At 71.3% G+C, this 21,457-nt stretch carries 19 protein-coding genes; 13 read left to right on the top strand and 6 right to left on the bottom strand.

Annotated elements, in window-relative coordinates:
• Positions 1 to 51: 51 nt before the first annotated feature.
• Positions 52 to 1,182 carry a site-2 protease family protein gene (locus QSK36_RS10005; protein ID WP_183531257.1) on the top strand — a complete coding sequence of 377 codons (1,131 nt, stop codon included), beginning with the start codon at positions 52 to 54 and terminating at the stop codon, positions 1,180 to 1,182.
• A gap of 187 nt (positions 1,183 to 1,369) precedes the next feature.
• Positions 1,370 to 2,914 carry an FHA domain-containing protein gene (locus QSK36_RS10000; RefSeq protein ID WP_285782158.1) on the top strand — a complete coding sequence of 515 codons (1,545 nt, stop codon included), beginning with the start codon at positions 1,370 to 1,372 and terminating at the stop codon, positions 2,912 to 2,914.
• A gap of 118 nt (positions 2,915 to 3,032) precedes the next feature.
• Here the strand turns inward: QSK36_RS10000 and QSK36_RS09995 are convergent, their stop codons facing one another.
• The gene (locus tag QSK36_RS09995) at positions 3,033 to 3,623 is read right to left on the bottom strand and encodes a TetR/AcrR family transcriptional regulator (protein WP_183531259.1); all 591 of its coding nucleotides are present in this window, start codon (positions 3,621 to 3,623) and stop codon (positions 3,033 to 3,035) included.
• A gap of 52 nt (positions 3,624 to 3,675) precedes the next feature.
• Between QSK36_RS09995 and QSK36_RS09990 the strand changes: the two genes are divergently transcribed.
• Together QSK36_RS09990 and QSK36_RS09985 are read left to right on the top strand one after the other, a co-directional pair.
• On the top strand, positions 3,676 to 4,596 hold the full coding sequence (locus QSK36_RS09990) for a carbohydrate kinase family protein (RefSeq protein WP_285782157.1): 921 nt from the start codon (positions 3,676 to 3,678) through the stop codon (positions 4,594 to 4,596).
• 49 nt (positions 4,597 to 4,645) lie between these two features.
• Positions 4,646 to 5,869 carry an aminotransferase class III-fold pyridoxal phosphate-dependent enzyme gene (locus QSK36_RS09985; RefSeq protein ID WP_285782156.1) on the top strand — a complete coding sequence of 408 codons (1,224 nt, stop codon included), beginning with the start codon at positions 4,646 to 4,648 and terminating at the stop codon, positions 5,867 to 5,869.
• Between the two features lie 116 nt (positions 5,870 to 5,985).
• Here QSK36_RS09985 and QSK36_RS09980 read toward each other — a convergent pair whose 3' ends face one another.
• Entirely contained in the window at positions 5,986 to 7,098 is a 1,113-nt protein-coding gene (locus tag QSK36_RS09980) for a GNAT family N-acetyltransferase (protein ID WP_285782155.1), read from the bottom strand.
• Between the two features lie 163 nt (positions 7,099 to 7,261).
• On the opposite strand from QSK36_RS09980, the gene QSK36_RS09975 reads away from it, so the two are divergent.
• From QSK36_RS09975 to dop, 4 genes are all read left to right on the top strand, one after another.
• Positions 7,262 to 8,125: a tRNA (adenine-N1)-methyltransferase gene (locus tag QSK36_RS09975; RefSeq protein ID WP_139572988.1), complete on the top strand. Its 864-nt coding sequence runs from the start codon at positions 7,262 to 7,264 to the stop codon at positions 8,123 to 8,125.
• A 205-nt stretch (positions 8,126 to 8,330) separates the two neighbouring features.
• A complete protein-coding gene (gene arc / locus QSK36_RS09970; protein WP_183531263.1) occupies positions 8,331 to 10,094 on the top strand; it encodes a proteasome ATPase in 1,764 nt (587 codons plus the stop codon).
• 223 nt (positions 10,095 to 10,317) lie between these two features.
• Entirely contained in the window at positions 10,318 to 11,562 is a 1,245-nt protein-coding gene (locus tag QSK36_RS09965; RefSeq protein ID WP_285782154.1) for an acyltransferase family protein, read from the top strand.
• 76 nt (positions 11,563 to 11,638) lie between these two features.
• Positions 11,639 to 13,156: a depupylase/deamidase Dop gene (gene dop, locus QSK36_RS09960; RefSeq protein WP_139573226.1), complete on the top strand. Its 1,518-nt coding sequence runs from the start codon at positions 11,639 to 11,641 to the stop codon at positions 13,154 to 13,156.
• Between the two features lie 29 nt (positions 13,157 to 13,185).
• Here dop and QSK36_RS09955 read toward each other — a convergent pair whose 3' ends face one another.
• Complete coding sequence (locus QSK36_RS09955; RefSeq protein ID WP_285782153.1) at positions 13,186 to 13,668, bottom strand: hypothetical protein; 483 nt, start codon at positions 13,666 to 13,668, stop codon at positions 13,186 to 13,188.
• 93 nt (positions 13,669 to 13,761) lie between these two features.
• Here QSK36_RS09955 and QSK36_RS09950 point away from each other — a divergent pair, with 93 nt between their 5' ends.
• The 4 genes from QSK36_RS09950 (at position 13,762) to QSK36_RS09935 (ending at position 17,263) form a co-directional block, all read left to right on the top strand.
• Positions 13,762 to 14,454 carry a response regulator transcription factor gene (locus tag QSK36_RS09950; protein ID WP_183531265.1) on the top strand — a complete coding sequence of 231 codons (693 nt, stop codon included), beginning with the start codon at positions 13,762 to 13,764 and terminating at the stop codon, positions 14,452 to 14,454.
• 4 nt (positions 14,455 to 14,458) lie between these two features.
• The gene (locus tag QSK36_RS09945) at positions 14,459 to 15,754 is read left to right on the top strand and encodes a sensor histidine kinase (protein ID WP_285782152.1); all 1,296 of its coding nucleotides are present in this window, start codon (positions 14,459 to 14,461) and stop codon (positions 15,752 to 15,754) included.
• Positions 15,755 to 16,073: 319 nt separating this feature from the next.
• Positions 16,074 to 16,889, top strand: coding sequence for a hypothetical protein (locus tag QSK36_RS09940; protein ID WP_285782151.1), 816 nt, complete (start codon positions 16,074 to 16,076; stop codon positions 16,887 to 16,889).
• Complete coding sequence (locus tag QSK36_RS09935; protein ID WP_183531268.1) at positions 16,886 to 17,263, top strand: GntR family transcriptional regulator; 378 nt, start codon at positions 16,886 to 16,888, stop codon at positions 17,261 to 17,263. The genes QSK36_RS09940 and QSK36_RS09935 overlap by 4 nt, the downstream gene beginning before the upstream one ends.
• A gap of 42 nt (positions 17,264 to 17,305) precedes the next feature.
• Here the strand turns inward: QSK36_RS09935 and QSK36_RS09930 are convergent, their stop codons facing one another.
• Positions 17,306 to 18,631: a sensor histidine kinase gene (locus QSK36_RS09930; RefSeq protein ID WP_285782150.1), complete on the bottom strand. Its 1,326-nt coding sequence runs from the start codon at positions 18,629 to 18,631 to the stop codon at positions 17,306 to 17,308.
• A 1-nt stretch (position 18,632) separates the two neighbouring features.
• Positions 18,633 to 19,301: a response regulator transcription factor gene (locus QSK36_RS09925; protein WP_183531270.1), complete on the bottom strand. Its 669-nt coding sequence runs from the start codon at positions 19,299 to 19,301 to the stop codon at positions 18,633 to 18,635.
• A 154-nt stretch (positions 19,302 to 19,455) separates the two neighbouring features.
• On the opposite strand from QSK36_RS09925, the gene QSK36_RS09920 reads away from it, so the two are divergent.
• Complete coding sequence (locus QSK36_RS09920) at positions 19,456 to 20,073, top strand: hypothetical protein (protein ID WP_285782149.1); 618 nt, start codon at positions 19,456 to 19,458, stop codon at positions 20,071 to 20,073.
• A gap of 391 nt (positions 20,074 to 20,464) precedes the next feature.
• Here QSK36_RS09920 and QSK36_RS09915 read toward each other — a convergent pair whose 3' ends face one another.
• Positions 20,465 to 21,421 carry an NADP-dependent oxidoreductase gene (locus tag QSK36_RS09915; protein WP_285782148.1) on the bottom strand — a complete coding sequence of 319 codons (957 nt, stop codon included), beginning with the start codon at positions 21,419 to 21,421 and terminating at the stop codon, positions 20,465 to 20,467.
• Positions 21,422 to 21,457: the final 36 nt, after the last annotated feature.

The raw sequence follows: 21,457 nt of genomic DNA, 5'->3' as shown, positions 1-21,457 counted from the left end.
CTCACGGCCCGGCGCGTAGCATCGAGGGGCGTGGGAGGGGAAGGCGGCCACATGAGCACACCGGTCAAGGAGTCCACCGGACTTCGGATGGGACGGCCGTTCGGCATCCCGGTTTACGTCTCACCCACCTGGCTCATCGTGGCGGCGTTCATCACGATCAGCTTCCAGCCCCAGTTCGCCGACATGCTGCCGGGCTACAGCGAGGCCGCGGCGTACGCCGTCGCGCTGGCCTTCGCCGTCCTGCTGTACGTCTCCGTCCTGCTGCACGAACTGGCGCACTGCGTCGTGGCCAAGCACTACGGCCTGCCGGTGCGCCGGATCACCCTCTACATGCTCGGCGGCGTCTCGGAGATCGAACGCGAGCCGGAGACGGCGGGCAGGGAGTTCAACGTGGCCTTCGCCGGGCCGCTGCTGTCGCTGGGGCTGGCCGGGATCGGAGCCCTGGCGGAGGCGTTCGTCGTGCCGCCGGGCGGCCTGGCGCAGGTGCTCGTGTGGCAGCTGTGGCTGTCCAACCTGATCGTCGGGCTGTTCAACCTGCTGCCCGGGCTGCCGCTCGACGGCGGCCGGATGCTGCGGGCGGCCGTGTGGAAGATCAGGCGTGACCCGGGCACGGGCACGGTGGCCGCCGCGTGGGTCGGCCGTGGCGTCGCGGTCGCGGTGGTCGTGGTGCCGCTCCTCATGAACCTGATGGCCGGGCAGGAGCCCGGCATCGGGAGCATGCTCTGGACGGTGGTGCTGGCGTCGTTCATCTGGCTCGGGGCCTCCCAGTCGCTGCGGGTGGCCCGCGTACGGGCACGGCTGCCGCAGTTGCGGGCCCGGGTGCTGGCCCGCCGGGCGATCCCGGTCACCGCCGAGGTGCCGCTGTCGGAGGGCTTGCGCCGCGCGCGCGAGGCGGGGGCGGGGGCCATGGTGGTGGTCGACCACGACGGGAGGCCGGTCGGCATCGTCAACGAGGCGGCGGTCAACGCCACTCCCGAGCAGCGCAGGCCGTGGGTGAACGTCGGCGCCCTGTCACGCGCCCTGGAGCCCTCGCTCGTGCTCGGCGCCGACCTGGAGGGGGAGCCCCTGCTGGACGCCATGCGGGACACCCCCGCGCCGGAGTACCTGCTCGTCGAGCGGGGCGGCGAGATCTACGGAGTGCTCGCCACGGCCGACGTCAACCGCATGTTCAGCGGTGTGTGAGCGCGGCGTCGCCGGGGACTAGGGTGCTGACCGAGACCGGGGCCGGGCGCCGTCCGGCCGCCCGCCGCGGACTCCGGCAAGCCGGTTCACCACTCTTTTTTGCTACTTTCTGGGGTGATCGATCCGGCACATGGCGTGCCGGCGATGATGCCGGTCATCCGGTGGCGTTTCCGGAGGGAGAACTTCTGTGACGGAACAGGGCGTGGGGGTGGTCCGCCCGCTGCCGGGGGAGGGCGTGGTCGCCCATCTGAACGGTTTGCTGCTCGTGTGCGCCACCGGCGGCGACCAGCCGGTCGACGACCTGCTGGACGCGCTGAGCGAGACCGCCACGACGGGCGGGGACGGCCGGGCGCTGGCCCGGCGGGTGGCCCAGGTCCTCGCGCGCGCCATGGACAGGTCGATCGGCGGTGAGCCGGTGGCCTGCGCGGTCGCCGGGCCGGCCGGGGGCGGCGTGGCCGTGCTGGTCAGCGGGGCCGCGTACGCGACCGTGTCGGGCGGCCCCGACGGCGAGGTCCGCCTCGCCGGGCACGACGCGCTGACCTGGACCGACCGTCTCGTCAACGGCCCGGTGTCCCGGGTCGAGTTGCGCCTGCCCGGAGCGGGCCCGTCGAGCCCGTACGCCAGGCTGGACGGCGGTGTGGTCACCGGGGCCGGGCTGGAGTGCGACCTCACCCGGCACGGCGACCTCGCCTTCCCGCCGCTGCCTCCGCGCCCGCCCCAGCCGCAGCAGCAGGGTCAGCAGCAGGGCGTGCAGCCCCCGCCCATCGGTGCTCCTGAGCCGATCGCCCCGCGCGGGCCCGTAGTGCCGTCGCCCGTGCCGCCGCCGCCCGTGTCGCCGTTCCCGTCCGGTCCCATGCCGGGCGGCGGGCCGTCGGCCGAGCAGGCGGCGCAGTCCCCGGGATCCTCCCAGCCGCTCGCGCCGCCGCCCGTCCAGCCGCCGTCCCACGTCTCCCAGCCGCTGCCGCCGCTGCCGCCCGCCCTCTCCGACCCGAATCCGCTGCACCACTCGGGGCCGCAGCCGTTGCCCCCGCTGCCCGAGCCCATCGAGGACCGGGGCGCTCCGCACGACCTGAACCCCCCGCACGACCTGAACCCCCCGCACGACCTGGGCCTGCCGCATGATCTGGGCCTGCCGCATGATCTGGGCGGGCCGGACGGCCCGCCGAGCGGGCCGTTCGAGCCGGTGCCGCACGCACCCGCCGACGAGGAGCCGGGCGAGGCGACCCAGATGGACGCGGCGCCCGAGCCGGAGCAGCGGCCGATGGTCTACGGCGTCGACTGCAAGAACGACCACTTCAACGACCCGCGCGCGCCCTACTGCGCGGTCTGCGGCATCCCCATCGACCAGCGGGCGGTGGTGCCGTACAAGGGTCCACGGCCGCTGCTCGGCGTGCTGCTGCTCGACGACGGCATGGCGCTGCCGCTGGAGGCCGACTACCTGCTGGGCCGCGACCCCGAGCGCGCGCCCGAAGTGCAGTCGGGCGAGGCCAGGCCGGCCAGGGTCACCAGCCCCGACGGCTCGGTGTCACGCCGCCACCTGCGGGTCTTCCTGGACAACTGGGACGTCAACCTGCTCGATCTGGGCTCGGTGAACGGCACCCAGATCCAGCCGCCCGGCGACCCCAACTTCTACGACATCCCGCCGAACGAGCCGGTGCCGATCCTGCCCGGCACGACCGTGCGTGTCGGCGTCTCGCGCACGATGCGGTACGAGGCACACCGCAACGCCTGACGATCCCGAGGCCGCCGGGGCCACCGGCTCCCGGCGGCCGGATCAGGGAATGTCTGACAAATGCTGCCCGGCGCCGCCTGGGCCACGCGCAGCAGGGCTTGACTTGTTGGACACGACCTTAAGGGCGTAGCCGGTCGATCTCGCTCAGGATCAGCCGTTCCAGCCGCTCGCCTGTGACGTGCGCGGGATACAGCAGCCGGTGCACGCTCAGCCCGTCCACGAGCGCAAGCAGCCGTTCCGCCACGTCCTCCAGGTCCTCGTCCGTACGGATCTCACCGGCCTCGGCGGCGGACCTGAGCAGGCTCGTCACCAGATAGCGGAGCTCGGCGGCCTCCCGCCGCTGGATCTCCAGCAGCGCGGGGCTGGTCAGGCTGCGGCCCCAGAAGCCCACCTCCAGCCCGGTCTCCCCGGCCCGCTCCTCGTCGAGGGGCACGTTGTCGAGCAGCAGTTCGCGCAGCGCCGCCAGGCCGGTGCGGCCCGACAGCTTCTCCCGCAGCCGGTCGGCGATCCGGCGATGGGACGCCTCCAGGGCCGACAGCAGGATCTCGTCCTTGTCGGCGAAGTAGTGCGTGAGTACCCCGTTGGAGTAGCCGGCCTCCTTGGCGATGGCCCGCGTCGTCGCGGCCTCGATGCCCTCGCGCAGGATGATCCGGCGGGCCGCCGCGACGACCTCACCCCTGCGCTCCTCGTGATTGACGATCTTCGGCATGGTCCACCACCTCGGTTGACATTTTAGTCGGGCGCCCGTCTATTATCCGCTCATGACGGTAGTGACGGTCGGCGTGCATATCGTCGACGTCCTGGCCCGCCCGGTCGAGTCCATCCCGGCCGGTCAGGACACCCACCTGCTGGAGCAGATCCGCATCACCGCGGCCGGTGCGGCCGCGGGCACGGCCGTGGCCCTGGCGAAGATCGGCGTGCCGGTCGCCTCGATGGGCGCCGTCGGCGACGACGAGCTCGGCGACTTCCTCCTGATGATCATGGCGCGGCGCGGCGTCGACGTGAGCGGCGTGGTGCGCAGGGCGGGGGAGCAGACGGCGGCCTCGATCCTGCCCATCCGCCCCGACGGCGGACGGCCGTCGTTCCACGTGCCCGGGGCCAACCTGGGCCTGGCGACCGCCGACCTCGACGCGGACCGTCTTACCGGCGCGCAGGTGGTGCACCTCGGCGGCATGGACGTCACCTGGGGCCTGCACGACCCCGCTTTCTTCGCGCTGCTCGACAAGGCCCGCGAGGGCGGCACGGCCGTCACGCTGGACCTGCTGTCGAACATGCCCGACCTCATGCCCGGCGTCCGCGCGTTCCTGCCCCACGTCGACTACCTCCTGCCGAACGAGGAGCAGGCGCTCCTGCTCAGCGGGGCGTCGACGCCGGAGGAGGCCGCGACCGCGCTGCTCGCCGAGGGCCCGAAGGGCGTGATCGTCACTCTCGGGGCCGCCGGCAGCCTTGTGGCCACCGCCGCAGGGCTCACCCGTGTGCCCGCCCTCGACGTGCCGGTGGTCGACACCACGGGCTGCGGCGACGCGTACTGCGCCGGATTCGCCGCGGGACTGCTGCGCGGCCGGGACGTCCTCGGCGCCGCCCGCCTCGGCACGGCCGTCGCCGCGCGGGTCGCGGGCGGGCTCGGCTCCGACGCCGGGCTGGACGGCTTCGTGGCCGACGACCCCGGCCCGGACGCCTGATCCCCGGCTCCCCACCTCCCCGATTCCCCCGATCTCAGGAGTGCCGCCCATGTCCCTCGACGCCTCCCTGCGGGCCCGTGCCGCGAAGGTCATCCCCGGTGGCATGTACGGCCACCTGAACGCGGCCCTGCACGGGGACCGCTACCCCCAGTTCTTCGTCCGGGCCGAGGGCGCCCGGCAGTGGGACGCCGACGGCCGTGAGTACGTCGACCTGATGTGCAGCTGGGGACCGGTGATCGTCGGCCACCGCAACCCGCGGGTGGAGGCCGCCGCCGCGGCGCAGCAGGCGGAGGGCGACTGCCTGAACGGCCCCGGCCCGGTCATGGTGGAGCTCGCCGAGCTGCTGGTGGACCTCATCCCCTCCGCCGACTGGGCCATGTTCTCCAAGAACGGCACCGACGCCACCACCCAGGCCCTGATGGTGGCCAGGGCGGCGACGGGCAGGACCAAGGCGCTGGTCGCCCACGGCGCCTACCACGGCGCCGACCCCTGGTGCACGCCCGGTCTGTCGGGGGTCACCCCCAACCAGCGGGCGGATACGATCGAGTTCACCTACAACGACCTCGCCGGCGCCGAGGCCGCCGCGGCCCAGGCGGACGGCGACGTCGCCGCCATCCTGGTCACCCCGTTCAAGCACGACTCGTTCGAGGACCAGGAGCACGCCGACGCGGAGTTCGCCCGGGGCCTGCGGGCGCTGGCCGACCGGATCGGCGCGGCGCTGGTCATCGACGACGTACGCGCCGGGTGGCGGCTGGACCTGCGCGGCTCGTGGGAGCCGCTCGGCGTGCGTCCCGACCTGACGGCCTGGAGCAAGGCGATGGCCAACGGCTTCCCCATCGCGGCGCTCACCGGGACCGACGCGCTGCGCGGGGCGGCCCAGACGCTGTACTCGACCGGCTCCTTCTGGTTCTCGGCCACGGCCATGGCCGCCGCCAAGGCGACGATCGAGATCCTGCGCGAGACCGACGGCGTCGCGCTCATGCACCGGGCCGGGACCCGGCTGCGCGAGGGGCTCGCCGCCCAGGCGGCCGCGCACGGCTTCGTGGTCCGCCAGACCGGCCCGGTGCAGGTGCCGTGGCTGTCCTTCGAGGGCGACGACACCCTGGAGAAGGGCATCGCCTGGGCCGGAGCCTGCCTGGAGGAAGGGGTCTATCTCCATCCCTGGCACAACTGGTTCCTGTCGGCCGCGCACACCGACGAGGAGATCGACCGGGCCCTCCAGGGCACCGACGCCGCCTTCGCCAAGCTGAGGGCCGCGTACGGAGCCGACTGAGGGACCGGCCTGCACCGGCGTGGCCGGGACGCCCGACGGGCGTGCCGTGCCGCGGACGCCCCCGCGCTCGGGCGCCGGGTTCCGGGCGGCGCCCGAGCGCGGGAGGTCCGTTCCGCTCAGGGGCGTGTCCTGGCCCACTGGACGTCGTCCAGGCGGGTGCCTCCAGGGCCCGGCAGCAGCCCCTTGACGAGGTACTCCCGGGTGAATCCCGCCCGTTCGAGCACGCGGTGGGAGGCCGTGTTGCCCGGAGAGGTCCCGGCGACGATCCTTCTCAGCGGCGTGTTCGCGAACGCCCACTCGACCAGCAGGTTCGCCGCCCGCGTCGCCAGGCCCCTGCCGCGGAAGCCGGGACGGAGGCTGTAGCCGAGCATCGCCTGGCCGAGCGGCGGGATGACGCCGGTGAGCTGGATGTCCCCGGCGAACTCGCCGGTCGCCGCGTCCCTGATGGCGATGTCCGCCCGCTGGCCGGTCAGCCACCGGTGCCCGGCGTACCGGCAGACGACCTCGGTGTCCGCGTACTCCGGCTGTACGGGCGGCACATGCGAGTCCATCACGTCGGGCACCGACGCCAGCGCGAAATAGTCCGCGGCGTCGGCGGTGGTCAGCGGCGTGAGCCGGACGACGCCGTCGGTGAGCGAGCCGCCGGGGAACCCTCCGGGGAAGAACGGCAGGAAGGGCGCGATCGGGTCGCCGGGGTCGGTGCTCAGCCGCCCGAACACCGCCAGGTCGGCGCGGACCTCCCCACGGGTGGAGCCGGCCGCGCGCAGCACGCCCTCGTGCGTGAAACCGCACCGGTGGGCGACCTGCTGGCTCGGGACGTTGTCCACCTCGGCGATCAGCGAGATGCGGGGGACGCCCCGGGCGAAGGCCCGCTCGGAGAGCACCCGTACGGCGGCCGTGACGACGCCGCGCCCGCGGGCCCAGGGCGCGAGCCAGTAGCCCACCTCCGTCGCGCCGAACCGGTCCGGCGGCTTGAGCCCGGCGGTGCCGAGCACCTGGTCAGTGGCGGCGTCGGCGATGAGGAAGTCGGCGCCGCCGTTCTCCCAGGTGCCGGGGACGACCTTCGTGATCCACGCCAGTGCGTCGTCACGCGTGTACGGCGAGGGAACGAAGGGGATGAACCTCGCGATCTCGGGGTCGGCGCAGGCTCGGGCGATCTGGTCGGCGTCCCCCTCGACCGGCAGGCGCAGTACGGCCGGCCCGGCGGGGATCGCCTCTTGGGGCAACATGTCCCATTGTTACCAGCAGTGACACCGCACCGGCCAGGTCTTTTCCCGGCCGTCGCCGCTCCCCGTCCGGGCGAATCTCGTCGGTCGCGGCACCCGTGCCCCTCCCCCCGATCCTTACCCCGTCGCGGCGAATCTCGTCGGTCGCGGCACTAGCCTTTTCCGCATGGGTTTTCGCAGGCACGGCCCGTTCCGGGCCGGAGATCAGGTCCAGCTCACCGACCCCAAGAACAAGCGGCACACGGTGACGCTGAAAGAGGGCGGCGTCTTCCACACGCACAAGGGGTCGATCCCGCACGACGACCTGATCGGACAGCCCGAGGGGTCCGTGGTGCGGTCCTCCGGCGGCACGGCCTATCTGGCGTTCCGGCACCTGCTCGCCGACTACGCGGTGTCGATGCCGCGCGGCGCCGCGGTGGTCTACCCGAAGGACGCGGCCCAGATCGTCGCCATGGCCGACATCTTCCCCGGCGCCCGGGTGGTCGAGGCCGGCGTGGGGTCCGGCGCGCTCACCTGTTTCCTGCTGCGCGCGGTCGGCCAGGAGGGGAAGGTCACCTCCTACGAGCGGCGCGCGGACTTCGCCGAGGTGGCCACCAAGAACGTGGAGAAGTTCTTCGGCGGCCCGATGGGGCAGTGGCGCCTGGTGGTCGGTGACTTCGTCGACGCGTTGGACGAGGCGGACGTGGACCGCGTCATCCTCGACATGCTCGCGCCTTGGGAGTGTGTTGACGCGGCGGCGAAGTCCCTTACCCCCGGGGGAGTTATTTGCTGCTATGTTGCGACAACGACCCAGATGTCCAGAACGGTGGAAACCCTGCGGGAGCACGGGAGTTTCACCGAGCCTCACGCGTGGGAGACCCTGGTTCGCGACTGGCATGTCGAAGGTCTCGCCGTACGGCCCGACCACCGGATGGTCGGCCACACGGGATTTCTCGTCATGGCCCGTCGCATGGCGGACGGCGTCACGCCCCCGCCGCGGCGCAGGCGTCCCGCCAAGGGGGCGTATGGAGAGGGGATCGAACAAGTGTGACGATTCAGCCACAACCCGGCAAAGCCGCGTGACACGGGAACATATGGGTGTGTTCCTAATGGTGAACCGAACAATCGGTCCATAAGGTATCAAACGCCGAACACCCAACGTAACTACACGAACACTGCCCGGCCAGGTTACGTACAGCGCCAAGATAGGTAGGGTCTTGAGTAGTCGTTCTCGACGGGGAAGGAGGTGACGGGGCGTGGCAGCTCGCGACGACGCTGAGGCTCGAGCCGCGCAGCGCGAACGGGAGGTCGCGGATCTCACAACACAGGTCTCCTTCCTGCAAGAGGAGATCACCGCGTTGCGCCGGAAGCTGGCCGAGTCTCCCCGGCAGGCCAGGGTCATCGAGGAGCGTCTCCACGAGGCGCAGGCACAGGTGGCCGCCCTCACAAGCCAGAACGAGCGTTTGGTCTCCACCCTCAAGGAGGCCAGGGATCAGATCGTCGCCCTCAAGGAGGAGGTCGACCGGCTGGCACAGCCGCCGTCCGGATTCGGCGTTTTCCTCGAGGCCAGGGATGACGGCACGATCGAGGTGTTCACGGGCGGACGCAAGCTCCGTGTGAACGTCAGTCCGGCGGTCGACGTCGACTCGCTCAAGCGTGGCCAGGAGGTCATGCTGAACGAGGCGCTCAACGTCGTCGAGGCCCTCGGCTACGAGGACGTCGGCGAGATCGTGATGCTCAAGGAGTTGCTGGAGAGCGGCGACCGCGCGCTCGTCATCTCGCACGCCGACGAGGAGCGGGTCGTCAAGCTCGCCCACTCGCTGCTGGACCAGCCGCTGCGGGCCGGCGACTCCCTCCTGCTCGAACCCCGTTCCAACTACGTCTACGAACGCATCCCCAAGTCCGAGGTGGAGGAGCTCGTCCTCGAGGAGGTCCCCGACATCTCCTACGAGGAGATCGGCGGCCTCGGCCGGCAGATCGAGCAGATCAGGGACGCCATCGAGCTGCCCTACCTGCACGCCGACCTGTTCCGCGAGCACAAGCTCCGGCCGCCGAAGGGCGTGCTGCTGTACGGCCCGCCCGGCTGCGGCAAGACGCTCATCGCCAAGGCGGTGGCCAACTCCCTGGCCAAGCAGGTCGCGGAGAAGACCGGCCAGTCCGGCAAGAGCTTCTTCCTCAACATCAAGGGCCCCGAGCTTCTCAACAAGTACGTCGGTGAGACCGAGCGGCACATCCGCCTGGTCTTCCAGCGGGCGCGTGAGAAGGCGTCCGAGGGCACCCCGGTGATCGTGTTCTTCGACGAGATGGACTCGATCTTCCGCACCCGCGGCTCCGGTGTGTCCTCCGACGTCGAGAACACCATCGTCCCCCAGCTCCTCTCGGAGATCGACGGTGTCGAGGGTCTGGAGAACGTCATCGTCATCGGCGCCTCCAACCGCGAGGACATGATCGACCCGGCGATCCTGCGGCCCGGCCGCCTGGACGTCAAGATCAAGATCGAGCGGCCCGACGCCGAGGCGGCCAAGGACATCTTCTCGAAGTACATCGTCAGCGACCTGCCGCTGCACCCGGAGGACCTGACCGAGCACGGCGACAGCCGCGACGGCACGATCGCCGCGATGATCCAGCGGGTCGTCGAGCGGATGTACGCCGAGAGCGAGGAGAACCGCTTCCTCGAGGTGACCTACGCCAACGGCGACAAGGAAGTCCTCTACTTCAAGGACTTCAACTCCGGCGCCATGATCCAGAACATCGTGGACCGGGGCAAGAAGATGGCCATCAAGGAGTTCCTCGACACCGGGCAGAAGGGCCTGCGGATCTCGCACCTGCTGGCCGCCTGCGTGGACGAGTTCTCCGAGAACGAGGACCTGCCCAACACCACCAACCCCGACGACTGGGCCCGCATCTCCGGCAAGAAGGGCGAGCGGATCGTCTACATCCGCACCCTCGTGCAGGGCAAGCAGGGCACCGAGGCCGGGCGGTCGATCGACACGGTCGCCAACACCGGCCAGTACCTGTAACACCCCGGCTCCGGCCGGACCGGTGCCATCGAGGAGCGGCGCGACCCCGGGTCGCGCCGCTCCTCCGGCTTTCCGGGCCCTTTCCGGCACCGGTACGGGGGCAGGCGGCAGCAGGCCGGGACAAAAGTGACCTTTCGTGACGATCGTGATCCGAGGGAACCGAAACCCGGAGTGATCACGTCAAAGAAGGCATGATCTTCCTTGGCTCGCGCGGGTGACCGCTGTGGGACAGCCTGTCAGACAGCCGGTGCGCCGGTCCGATCCGGCCTCGGCCGCGCCGGGCGCGGTCCCCGCCCGGGCCGCTGCCGCGGCCGTCGGGAGCCGCCGCCTGGTCGAGCTCGACGTCCTGCGCTTCGTGGCCGCCTTCGCCGTCATGGCCTTCCACTTCATGGCGGCCAGCAAGTCGCTCTGGGACGAGTACCCCACCAAGCTGTTCGAGCCGGTCGCCCGCCTGACCACGCTGGGCATCCTCGGCGTCGAGCTGTTCTTCCTCATCAGCGGGTTCGTCATCCTGATGAGCGTCTGGGGGCACACGGTCGGGGAGTTCGCCGTCTCCCGGGTGTCGCGGCTGTATCCGGCGTACTGGTTCGCCGTGCTCGTGATCTTCATCATGTACCGCTTCAGCGGCGTCGCCGGGTTCGACCCCAAGCTCGGCGACGGTGAGTACCTGCTCAACCTGACCATGTTCCAGGGGGCCTTCGGCGTGGGCCACGCCGGCGGCGTCTTCTGGTCCCTCTGGGTGGAGCTGCGGTTCTACGTCCTCGTGGCGCTGTTCTCCCTCGTGGGGATCACGCTGCGGCGCTGCCTGGTGTTCCTGGCGGCCTGGTTCGGCCTGGCGCTGCTGGCCGAGTTCACCCAGAACGAGACGCTGGTCTTCGTCTTCATGCCGCGGCAGGCGCCGTACTTCATCGCGGGCATGGCCTTCTTCCTGATCCACCGCTTCGGGGTGCGTTCGGGGGCTTTCGTCCCGTGGCTGCTCGTGGCCGCGGGCTACGGAATGTCCCTGTACGCCGCCATGGAGCGCGTGGGGGAGCGGGTGCGCCTGGTCGGCATCAAGCATTACCCCGCGCCCCCTGAGGCCGTCGTCGTCGCGATCACGGTCGTCTACCTCCTGATGGCCGCGGTCGCCCTCGGCTGGCTGCGGTGGGTGCGCTGGCGCCGCCTCGTCACCCTGGGGGCCCTCACGTATCCGCTCTATCTCCTGCACCAGACGGTCTCGGCCGTCGTGATCCCCGCGTACCGGGACGTGATCGATCCGTGGCCGCTGGTCGCGATCACGATGGCGGTCTCGATCGGGCTCGCGTACCTGATCTACCGTATGGTGGACAAGCCCGGTCAGCGCTGGCTTCGTGCCAGGCTGGGGGCCCTGCTCGACCGCTCCCGGAGGTCCCATCCCCGGGGGCGCGGGGGTACCTCCCGGACTGCGACGGCCATTCCGGCGCAAAGTCCCGAGGCATCTGTGCCGTAACTGTTCGGTAGCAGGGCATAGAGAAAGGGCTAGGCTCGGATATGGACTACGACGGCCTGAAGCAGGCGGGGTGCGAATGACGGTTCGGCGGGTGATGGGCATCGAGACCGAGTACGGCATCGCCGTGCCCGGTCAACCGGGAGCGAACGCGATGGTGACCTCCTCACAGGTCGTCAACGCGTACCTGGCGGCGTCGGCCGCCCGGGCTCGCCGGGCCCGGTGGGACTTCGAGGAGGAGAACCCGCTCCGCGATGCCCGAGGGTTCGACCTGGCCCGTGAGGTGGCCGACCAGAGCCAGCTCACCGACGAGGACCTCGGGCTCGCCAACGTGATCCTCACCAACGGCGCGCGCCTCTACGTCGACCACGCCCACCCGGAGTACTCCACACCCGAGTGCACCAACCCCCGGGCCGCGGTGCTGTGGGACAAGGCGGGCGAGCGGGTGATGTACGACGCCGCCGTGCGGGCGTCCGCCGTGCCCGGCAACGCCCCCATCCAGCTGTACAAGAACAACACCGACGCCAAGGGCGCGTCGTACGGCTGCCACGAGAACTACCTCATGCGCCGCGCGACGCCGTTCGCCGACATCGTCAGGCACCTGACGCCGTTCTTCGTGTCGCGGCAGGTCGTCTGCGGCGCGGGCAAGGTCGGCATCGGCCAGGACTCGCGCGGCGAGGGCTTCCAGATCAGCCAGCGGGCCGACTTCTTCGAGGTCGAGGTCGGGCTGGAGACCACGCTCAAGCGGCCGATCATCAACACCCGCGACGAGCCGCACGCCGACCCGGAGAAGTACCGGCGGCTGCACGTGATCATCGGCGACGCCAACATGTCGGAAATTTCGACATATTTGAAGCTGGGCACGACGGCGCTGGTCCTGGCGATGATCGAGGAGGGGTTCCTCACCATCGATCTGACCCCCGAGTCGCCGGTCGCGGCGCTGCGCGCGGTCTCCCACGACCCGACCTGCAAGTACGAGATCGCGCTGCGCAACGGGCGGAAGATGACCGCCGTGCAGTTGCAGATGGAGTACCTGGAGCAGGCCCGCAAGTACGTCGAGGACCGCTTCGGCTCGGGCGTGGACGACCTCACCAAGGACGTGCTCAACCGCTGGGAGTCGGTGCTCACCCGGCTCGCGGAGGACCCGATGCAGTTGTCCCGGGAGCTCGACTGGGTCGCCAAGCTGGAGATCCTGGAGGGCTATCGCACCCGCGACAACCTGCCGTGGTCGCATCCGCGGCTGCAACTGGTCGACCTGCAGTACTCCGACATCCGCCCCGACCGCGGCCTGTACAACCGGCTGGTCGCCAGGGGCCGAATGCAGCGTCTGGTGACCGACGAGGACGTCGACCGCGCGGTCGAGATGCCGCCCACCGACACCCGGGCCTACTTCCGCGGCCGGTGCCTGCGGCAGTACAGCGAGTCGGTCGCCGCCGCCTCCTGGGACTCGGTCATCTTCGACATCCCGGGCCGCGAGTCACTGCAGCGCGTGCCGACCCTGGAGCCGCTGCGCGGAACCAAGGCGCATGTGGGCGACCTGCTCGACCGGTGCCGTACGGCCGCCGACCTCGTCGCCGCCCTCACCGGCGAGGGCTGAGCGAGACCGGCGCCGGCCGGTGACCCCGATCAGCCGTGCCGGGTGATCCGGGGGACCGGCACGCCGCCGGCGCAGCGCACCTCGACCTCGATCCTGCCCTCGTCCGACTCGAACTTCACCCGGGCGCGGTCGTCCGGCCCCGGGTCGACGTCGTCCACCTCGAAGCCCTGCGCCGGGGTCCACGACTGGAGCCGGACCAGCCCGCCGTCGCACCGGGCGATCAGGCTGCCCGCGCCCGTGGAGACGAGTTTGCGTCCCGTCACGGGCACGGCGCTCGGCGTCACGCCGCCGGACGCGTCCACCGGGGCCGCACCGGCGGATGTGGAGGCGGGGGAGGGCGGGCCCGGGGTGTCGCGGGCGAGCGCGAGGCGGATCTCCTCGGCCGTCATCGGCCGCGCCGCCGGGCCCGTGAGCGGCCGGCCGAGCAGGCCGAGCACAGCGACGCCCGTACCGGTGGCGAGGGCGGCGGCCAGCAGCCACCCGGCGACGGCGAGTACGAGGCGGCTGTTCACGCCGCCACTCTCCCACCCCGAACGCTAAGGGATTGCTAAGGCCCGGATAACGGACTTATGCCGCTTTCGCCGGACGGCTACTGTAGCGCTCAAATGCCAAGCGTGCTGCTCATCGAAGACGACGCCCCCATCCGCACCTCCCTCACCCGGAGCCTGCGTGATCGCGGCCATGCCGTCTCCTCCGCCTCCACCGCCCTCGACGGCCTGCGGTCCGTCGTCGAGGACCGCCCCGACCTGATCGTGCTCGACCTCGGCCTGCCCGACATGGACGGCGCCGACCTGCTGCGCATGCTCCGCGCGGTGAGCCGCGTCCCGGTCATCGTCGCCACCGCCAGGGACGGGGAGGCCGACATGGTCCGCCTGCTCGACGCCGGCGCCGACGACTACGTGGTCAAGCCCTACAGCGCCGCGCAACTCGACGCACGCATCCGCGCCGTGCTGCGCCGGGTCGACACCGGGCGTACGGACACCTCCCTGACGGTGGGGACGCTGCGCGTGGACGCGGGCACCAGGGAGGCGACGCTCGACGGCGCGGCACTGGACCTGGCGCCGCGGGAGTTCGACCTGCTGCACTATCTGGCGGCCCGGGCCGGGCAGGTCGTCACAAAGCGCGAGTTGCTCACCGAGGTCTGGCGCGTCCCCTACGGGGGCACCGACAAGACGGTCGACGTCCACCTTTCCTGGCTGCGCCGCAAACTCGGCGAGACCGCCCAGCGACCGCGCTATCTCCAGACGGTCCGCGGGGTGGGCGTGCGCCTGACCGCGCCGCCTTCGCCCGGGGAGTGAGGCGATGAGGCGCTGGCTCGCGGCCCTCGTCGCGGCGACCACGTCGCTCGTCCTGGTGTCGCTGCTGGTTCCGCTGGCGTTGCTGGTGCGGTCGGTGGCGCACAGCGAGGCCGTCGCCTCCGCGACCCGGGCCGCCGAGTCCGTCGCGGTGGCCGTCGGAGCGGTGGACGAGGAGACGCTGCGGCTGACCGCCGAGCAGGCGGGCGCGTCGAGCGGACACCCCGTCACGGTCTTCCTCGCGGACGGCCGTGCGCTCGGGGCCGTGGCGGCCCGCACCCGCGCCGTCGACCTCGCCGCACGCGGCCGGAGCCTGACCGCGGCGGTGCCGGGCGGCCGGGAGATCCTGGTGGCGGTGCAGGGGGCGCCGGGCGGCACCGCCGTCGTCCGCGCCTTCCTCGGCGACGACGACCTCGACCGCGGCGTTCACCGGACGTGGCTCGCGCTGCTGATCCTCGGGGTCGCCCTGGTAGGGCTCGGCATCCTGGTCGCCGACCGCCTCGCCCGCGCGGTCGTGCGGCCCACCACGGCGCTCGCCCAGGTCTCCCACCGCCTCGCGAAGGGCGACCTGACCGCCAGGGCGACCCCGCAGGGCCCGCCCGAGGTCCGTACGGCGGGTCTGGCCCTCAACCACCTCGCGGGACGCATCTCCGACCTGCTCGCGGAGGAGCGAGAGACGGTGGCGGACGTCTCCCATCGGCTCCGCACCCCTCTGACCGGCCTGCGGCTCGAAGCGGAGTCGCTGGCGGATCCCGGTGAGGCGGCCAGGATGGAGGCCCGCGTGGACGCGCTGGAGCGGGCGGTCACCGCCGTCATCAACGATGTGCGGCGGCGCTCGCGGGATCGGGCCTCCTGCGACGCCGTCGCGGTCGTGCGCGGCAGAGTGGAGTTCTGGTCGGTGCTGGCGGAGGACCAGTCCAGGACCTTCGCGCTCGACCTCGTGCCCGGTCCGCTGCCGGTGGCGGTCCCGGCCGAGGACCTGGCCGACTGCGTCGACGCTCTCCTCGGCAACGTCTTCGCGCACACCCCCGATGGGACGTCCTTCCACGTGCGCCTGGTCTCCGAGCCGGATGACGCGGTGGCCCTGGCGGTCTCGGACGCCGGGCCCGGCTTCGGCCCGGGCGATCCGCCGCGACGCGGGGAGAGCGGCGCGGGCTCGACGGGGCTCGGGCTGGACATCGCCCGCCGCGTGGCCGAGGACTCGGGCGGTTCCCTCACCGTCGGCCGATCGGACCTCGGCGGCGCGGAGGTGCGCCTGCTCCTGGGCTCAGGCCCCGTAGCGAAATGGGGAACCAACCGGTGAACAGCGCGCTCCCGAGCAGTCGCGTCCCCTTTGGTATGACGCGGGCCGCCGCCGGTTCATGTCGCCTTTCGCGAGAACCGGTGGTGTCGGCAGAAGCGTGAGACGTTCGCCGTACCCCGTGGGAGCTGGACCGCGTACGGATAGCCGAGAGCGCCGACACCGACGAGTACGGCGCGTCAGGGCTCTCGCTACAATCCGCCTCCGCGCCGACGCTGTATTCACTGAACGGCCACGTTCCGATGAGAGCTGACCAGGCGTTGACTTTGTCTCAAGGTATGTCTCATGATTTTGCTACAAACCTTGCGACAAAGGAGGGGCTATGGCCCATGAACCGTTACCGGACACCGGCCCGCCGGCGCGTGCTGCCGATCTGCGACTGGCGGGCGAGTGGCTGGCCCGGCACGGCCTGTCCGGTGCCCGCCCGACCCCGCTGCTGGCCAGCCGGCTGGCGGTCCGGGGACGTGCCCGCCTCGCCGCTCACCTCATCCTGGCCGTGCTGATCATCGCGAGTGCGCTCGCCGCCACTTCCGCCTTCGGCGGCTTCCAGTCGCATCGCCCGCTGCCGCTGCTGGCCCTGACCGCGTTGGCGGCCGGGCTGCTGCTCGCACAGTCGCTGCTCGACTGGTGGGTGCGACGCGTCGATCAGCGGGCGGGCGCGACGCTGTCCCGCAGGGCCGCCCATCCGATCCAGCCCAGTTGGCGGGCCGTGCTCGGCCTGCCGTACGCCGTCTTCGCGGTCGCCACGTTCGCCGGCGCGATGGCGCTGGCCGGGAGCGCCCTGGCCGTTCCCGACCCCACCGTGCGGCAGCTGGCCGTCGTCCTGCTGATCGGCCTGCTCGGCGTGACAGCCATCACCGCCGTTCAACTGCGCCACCTGCTGCGGCGCCCGGTGGTGGCGGAGGACGAGGAGTCGCTGACCGCCGACGTCATCATGCGCGTCGAGGACGCCCGCGACCTCACCACGCCGAGCGTGCAGTGGTCGCTGCCCATGGTGCTGCTGTTCGGCACCGCGCCCGGCTGGTGGAGCGCCGCTGCGGTCGCCTATCTGATCCTGGGCCTGGTCGCGTGCGTCGCGCTCCATGCCAAGACGCCGTCGAGCGCGACGGTGGCCCGGCGGGCCATGAGCGTCCGATGATCGTCATCGACGCGGCGTCGCCGGTGCCGCCGTTCGAGCAGCTGCGGGCCCAGCTCGCCCGGCAGATCCAGGACCGCACGCTTGCCGTGGGTGCCCGGCTGCCGACCATCCGCCACCTCGCGGCCGACCTCGGCCTGGCCGTCAACACGGTCGGCCGGGCCTACCGGGAGCTGGAGGAGGCGGGGCTGATCGAGACGCGCGGGCGGGCGGGCTCGTTCGTGTCGGCCGCCGGGGAGGATGGCCGGGAGCGGGCCCGCCGGGCCGCCGCCGACTACGCGGCCGTGATCGCCAGTGTCGGCATCGACATGGGCGAGGCGATCCGCATCGTGCAGGCGGCTCTGACTTCCGGCACGGTAACACCGGCCTCGTCATGACCGCGACCCGGCCCGGGGCCACGTCGCCGGAGTAGCCGCCGATCAGAAAGCGTCCTGTCGCGCAAGGTCACCCAGCGGGTACGCAACAGACCGCCCGGACAACGGGAAGACCGCGCGTAACCTCGCGCCCGGGCTGTGCGGGACCACATGGAGGGTCCCTCCGTGAGCCCGCGCGATATCCCGGGCGATCGGCAGCCCCAACCCCGAGCCCCCCGTGTCCCGGGTGCGGGCGTGGTCCAGGCGGGTGAATCGGTCGAAGACGATGGTGTGGTGTTCCGGGGGGATACCGGGGCCGTCGTCCACGACGTCGAGGACGGCGTGGTCGTCCGGAGACGCGAGGGTGACGTGGACTGACGTGGAGGCGTGGCGGACCGCGTTGTCGACGAGGTTCGCCACAAGGCGGCGGAGTTGGTCGGCGGAGCCGTTGACGAGCAGGTCGGGGGTGAGGTCGAGGTACACGTGGACGTCCGGACGAGGGCGTTTGCGGACGGCCTCCTCGGCGACGACCTGGGCCAGGTCCAGTTCCTCGGCCCGCGACAGGGGTTCGCCGGCGTCGAGCCGGGCCAGCAGGAGGAGGTCGGCGGAAAGGGATTGGAGGCGTGCGACATCGTCCAGTGCCGCAGTCGCCAGCGGCTTCTCGGCGGGCAGGGCCAGCTCCAGTCGGGTGCGCAGGATCGCCAGTGGGCTGCGGAGTTCGTGTGCGGCGTCGGCGACGAACTGTCGCTGCGCGTCGACGGCGGTCTGCAGCCGGTCGAGGGTCGCGTTGACGGTACGGGCCAGTGCCGCGATCTCGTCTCGGGTGTCCGGTTCCGGCACGCGTTCGTGCAGGCCGTACGCGGTGATGTCGGCGACCTTCGCCCTGATCGCGGAGACCGGCCGTAGCACGCGGCCGACCGCCAGCCAGGTGAACAGCGCGACCACCGTGAGGAGCGCCGGAACCCCCGGGATCAGCAGGTTCCTCAGCGTGGTCATCGCCGCCAGGGCGGGTGCCTTGGAAGCCTTTCCGAGGACGGTGACCGGGCCGTCCTCGGTCTCGAACGTCCGTCTGACCACGAGCACGGCCTCGTCGGGTAACGGGAGGCCGTCGTCTTCGCCGGTGGCGGCCGAGCCCGGCATCGGTCCCTTCCCACCCGGCGGCACCGCTCCCTTTCCGAGCGGTGGCACCATTCCCTTTTCGTACCCCGGGTTACCCGGCCCCGACTCCGCCTTCAGATGTTGCATCTGTTTCTTGGCGTCGTTCGCCGCCAACTCCTTGGTGGAGGCCGTCAGGCTCGAGTCCAGCGCGGTGAACAGCGCGATCGAGGCCAGGCAGAGCGCCGCCGCCACCGCGGCGGTGGCCGTCAGCGTCGTGCGTAGACGTACTCCCATGTCAGCCCTCCAGCCGGTATCCCACGCCCCGCACGGTCTTCAGCGTCGTCCGTCCGAACGGTTTGTCGATCTTGCGGCGCAGCGCGCTGATGTAGACCTCGACGACGTTCGAATCGCCGTCGTACGCGAAGTCCCACGCCTGGGCGAGCAACTCGGACTTGGTCACCACCTCGCCCGCATGCCGGGTCAGGCAGTGCAGGATCGCGAACTCCTTGGGTGTCAACGCGATCTGTACGTCCCCGCGACTGCACCTCAGCCCCGCCGGATCGACCCGGAGATCCCCGATGGTCAGCACCGTCGGCCGCTCCCGCACCTTGCGCCGGGCCAGTGCCCTGAGTCGCGCCAGCAGTACGACGTACGAAAACGGCTTGGTCAGATAATCGTCCGCGCCGATGTCCAGTGCCTCCGCCTCGTCGTACTCTCCGTCCTTCGCGGTCAGCATGAGGATCGGCGTCCAGTTCCCGGCCTCCCGCAGCTTCGCGCAGATCCCATAGCCGTGCAGCAACGGCAGCATCACATCCAGCACGATCACGTCGTACGAATGCTCGGTCGCCATCCACAGGCCCTCGCGCCCGTCGTAGGCGAGATCGACCGCGAAGCCCTCTTTGGTCAGGCCGTCTTTGAGCAGCTCGGTCAGCCTGCGTTCGTCTTCCACCAGGAGTAGGCGCACGTCAACAGGGTGAAGGTACGTACCTAAGGTAAACATGAAGATCATCGCTTACCTCTTCAGGCTCGCTTCAGGTGTAGGGGCCCAAACTGCTGAGCGTTCCGTCAACGATCACGGGCAGCCCCCATGGGCAGCCGATCTAGGGAGTGTCTAGAGAATGAAGAAGAGGAGCATGATCCTCGCGGGGGTCGTCATGACGGTGGGCCTCGGCATCGGCGGCGCCACGGCCGCGTCCGCGACCTCCACCGGCGCCCCGAAGCCGGGGGTCGCCTGCGCCGTGAAGGGTGGGCCGATGGCCACGGGGGAGGGCAAGACCACCGTCAAGGTCGACCAGGACGGCAAGGTCTTCGTGGACGGCAGGGAGGTCCCGAGGAGCAGGCTGCGCACCCTCTGCAAGCAGCCTCCGCTGCCCGGCAAGGGCGTCGCCTGCATCATGAAGGCCAAGGCCGACAGGGCCGACAAGGGCGGCAGGTTCAGGGGGGACAAGTTCAGGGGCGGCAGGGTCTTCGTGGACGGCAAGGAGGTCCCGAAGAGCAAGCTGCGCACCCTCTGCAAGCAGCCTCCGCTGCCCGGCAAGGGCGTCATCTGCAGCGTGCACGTCAAGGGCGACGGGAGCGGCGAGTTCGGCACGAGCGACGAGAAGGTCTACGTCGGCGGCAAGCTGGCCCCGGAGGGTAAGGCGCACTTCAAGTGCCCCCTGCCCAAGGAGCTCGGTGAGGGCATGGATGACGTGCACCTCGGGGACGACGCCCCGGTGACCGTCACGCCGAACTGACACACGACTCGCCGCAGGCGCTGACCACTCCATGCGAACGTCCCGCCGGCCACCTCGCCGGCGGGACGTTTCCGCCGGTAAGCCGCGCTTCAGCTCCTGCCCACCATCAAGCGCATCCACGGTGAGATCCTTCGCGCGGGCCAGTGCGTTGTCCACTTAGGTTCACCGGTTTGGTGATACGCCGCTCGGGCTCCTGCGGCTGAGCTGGGAGTGCTTCGACCCTCGATCCTGTCAGTGCGCCGGGATCGAGGATGTGGGGATCGGGTGGCCGCGATGTGGTCCACGCATTCAACGAGAAGGGCCTGGCCGCCCTGGGCCCTCAGTGGGCGAGAGGCCGTCCCCGCCTGATCAGTGACGACGACATCGCGTTTATCGTCGCGACGGCCTTGATCTAGAGGTCGATGACGACCTTGCCGTGCACGTGCCGGCCGGCCTGGAGCTCGGCCGCGCGGCGGATCTGCTCGACCGGGAAGCTCGCCGCGATAGGCACCCGGAGTCGGCCCGCCGCGACCAGGCGGGCGACCTCTTCCAGGGCGCCGGGGGCGGCGTTCGCGCCGTTGGCCGTCGGCACGCCGTCGACTTGCGCGGCGATGGTGCAGATGCGGCCGTCCGGGACGCCGAGTTCCCTTGCGGCGTGCACTGTCTCCGTCCCGTGCAGGTCGATGGCGGCGGTGACACCGCCGGGAGCGAGGGCTCGGACCCGGTCGGCCAGGCCGTCGCCGTAGGCGACCGGCTCGGCTCCGAGGTCGCGCAGGAAATCGGATGATGTCGCCGATCCCGTCCCGATCACGCGCGCTCCTGCGATCCGGGCCAGCTGGACGGCGAACACCCCGACCCCGCCCGCCGCGCCGCCGATCAGCACTGTGTCGTCCGGGCCGGGGTCGACCACGGCGAGGGCGGCGGATGCCGTGCGGCCGGCGATCGTGAGGGTGGCGGCGGTGCGGTCGTCGACGCCGTCGGGAGTGTGATGGGCCTCGTTCGCCGCGATCCCCCCGGCCGTGTCGATCACCACGAAGTCGGCGACCGCGCGGGACAGGGCGCCCCCGAACACCCGGTCGCCGGGCGCGAAGCCGGTCACCCCGTCACCGACCTGGTTGACCAGTCCCGCGTAGTCGGTCCCGAACCCGGCCGGGAGGCTCAAGCCGAACCGGGCGGCGGTGTCCGCGTCGGCGGTCATGATCCAGTCCATCGGGTTCAGACCGGCCGCGGTGACCCGTCCGCGGATCTGTCCCGGGCCGGCCTGCGGAGCGGGAACCTCAAGGATGTCCAGGACTTCGGGGCCGCCGAATGAATCGAGCCGGACCGCCCTGCTCCCGCCCGTCGGCGGTTGATCGCTCTGTTCCTGCATGTACGCCTGTCTCCTTGGGGACCGAGGGAACGCCTT

This window comes from Microbispora sp. NBRC 16548 (assembly GCF_030268985.1).
Classification (GTDB): Bacteria; Actinomycetota; Actinomycetes; order Streptosporangiales; family Streptosporangiaceae; genus Microbispora; species Microbispora catharanthi.
The sequence above is the reverse complement of the archived record's forward strand: the minus strand, read 5'-3'. Positions and strand labels throughout refer to the sequence as shown.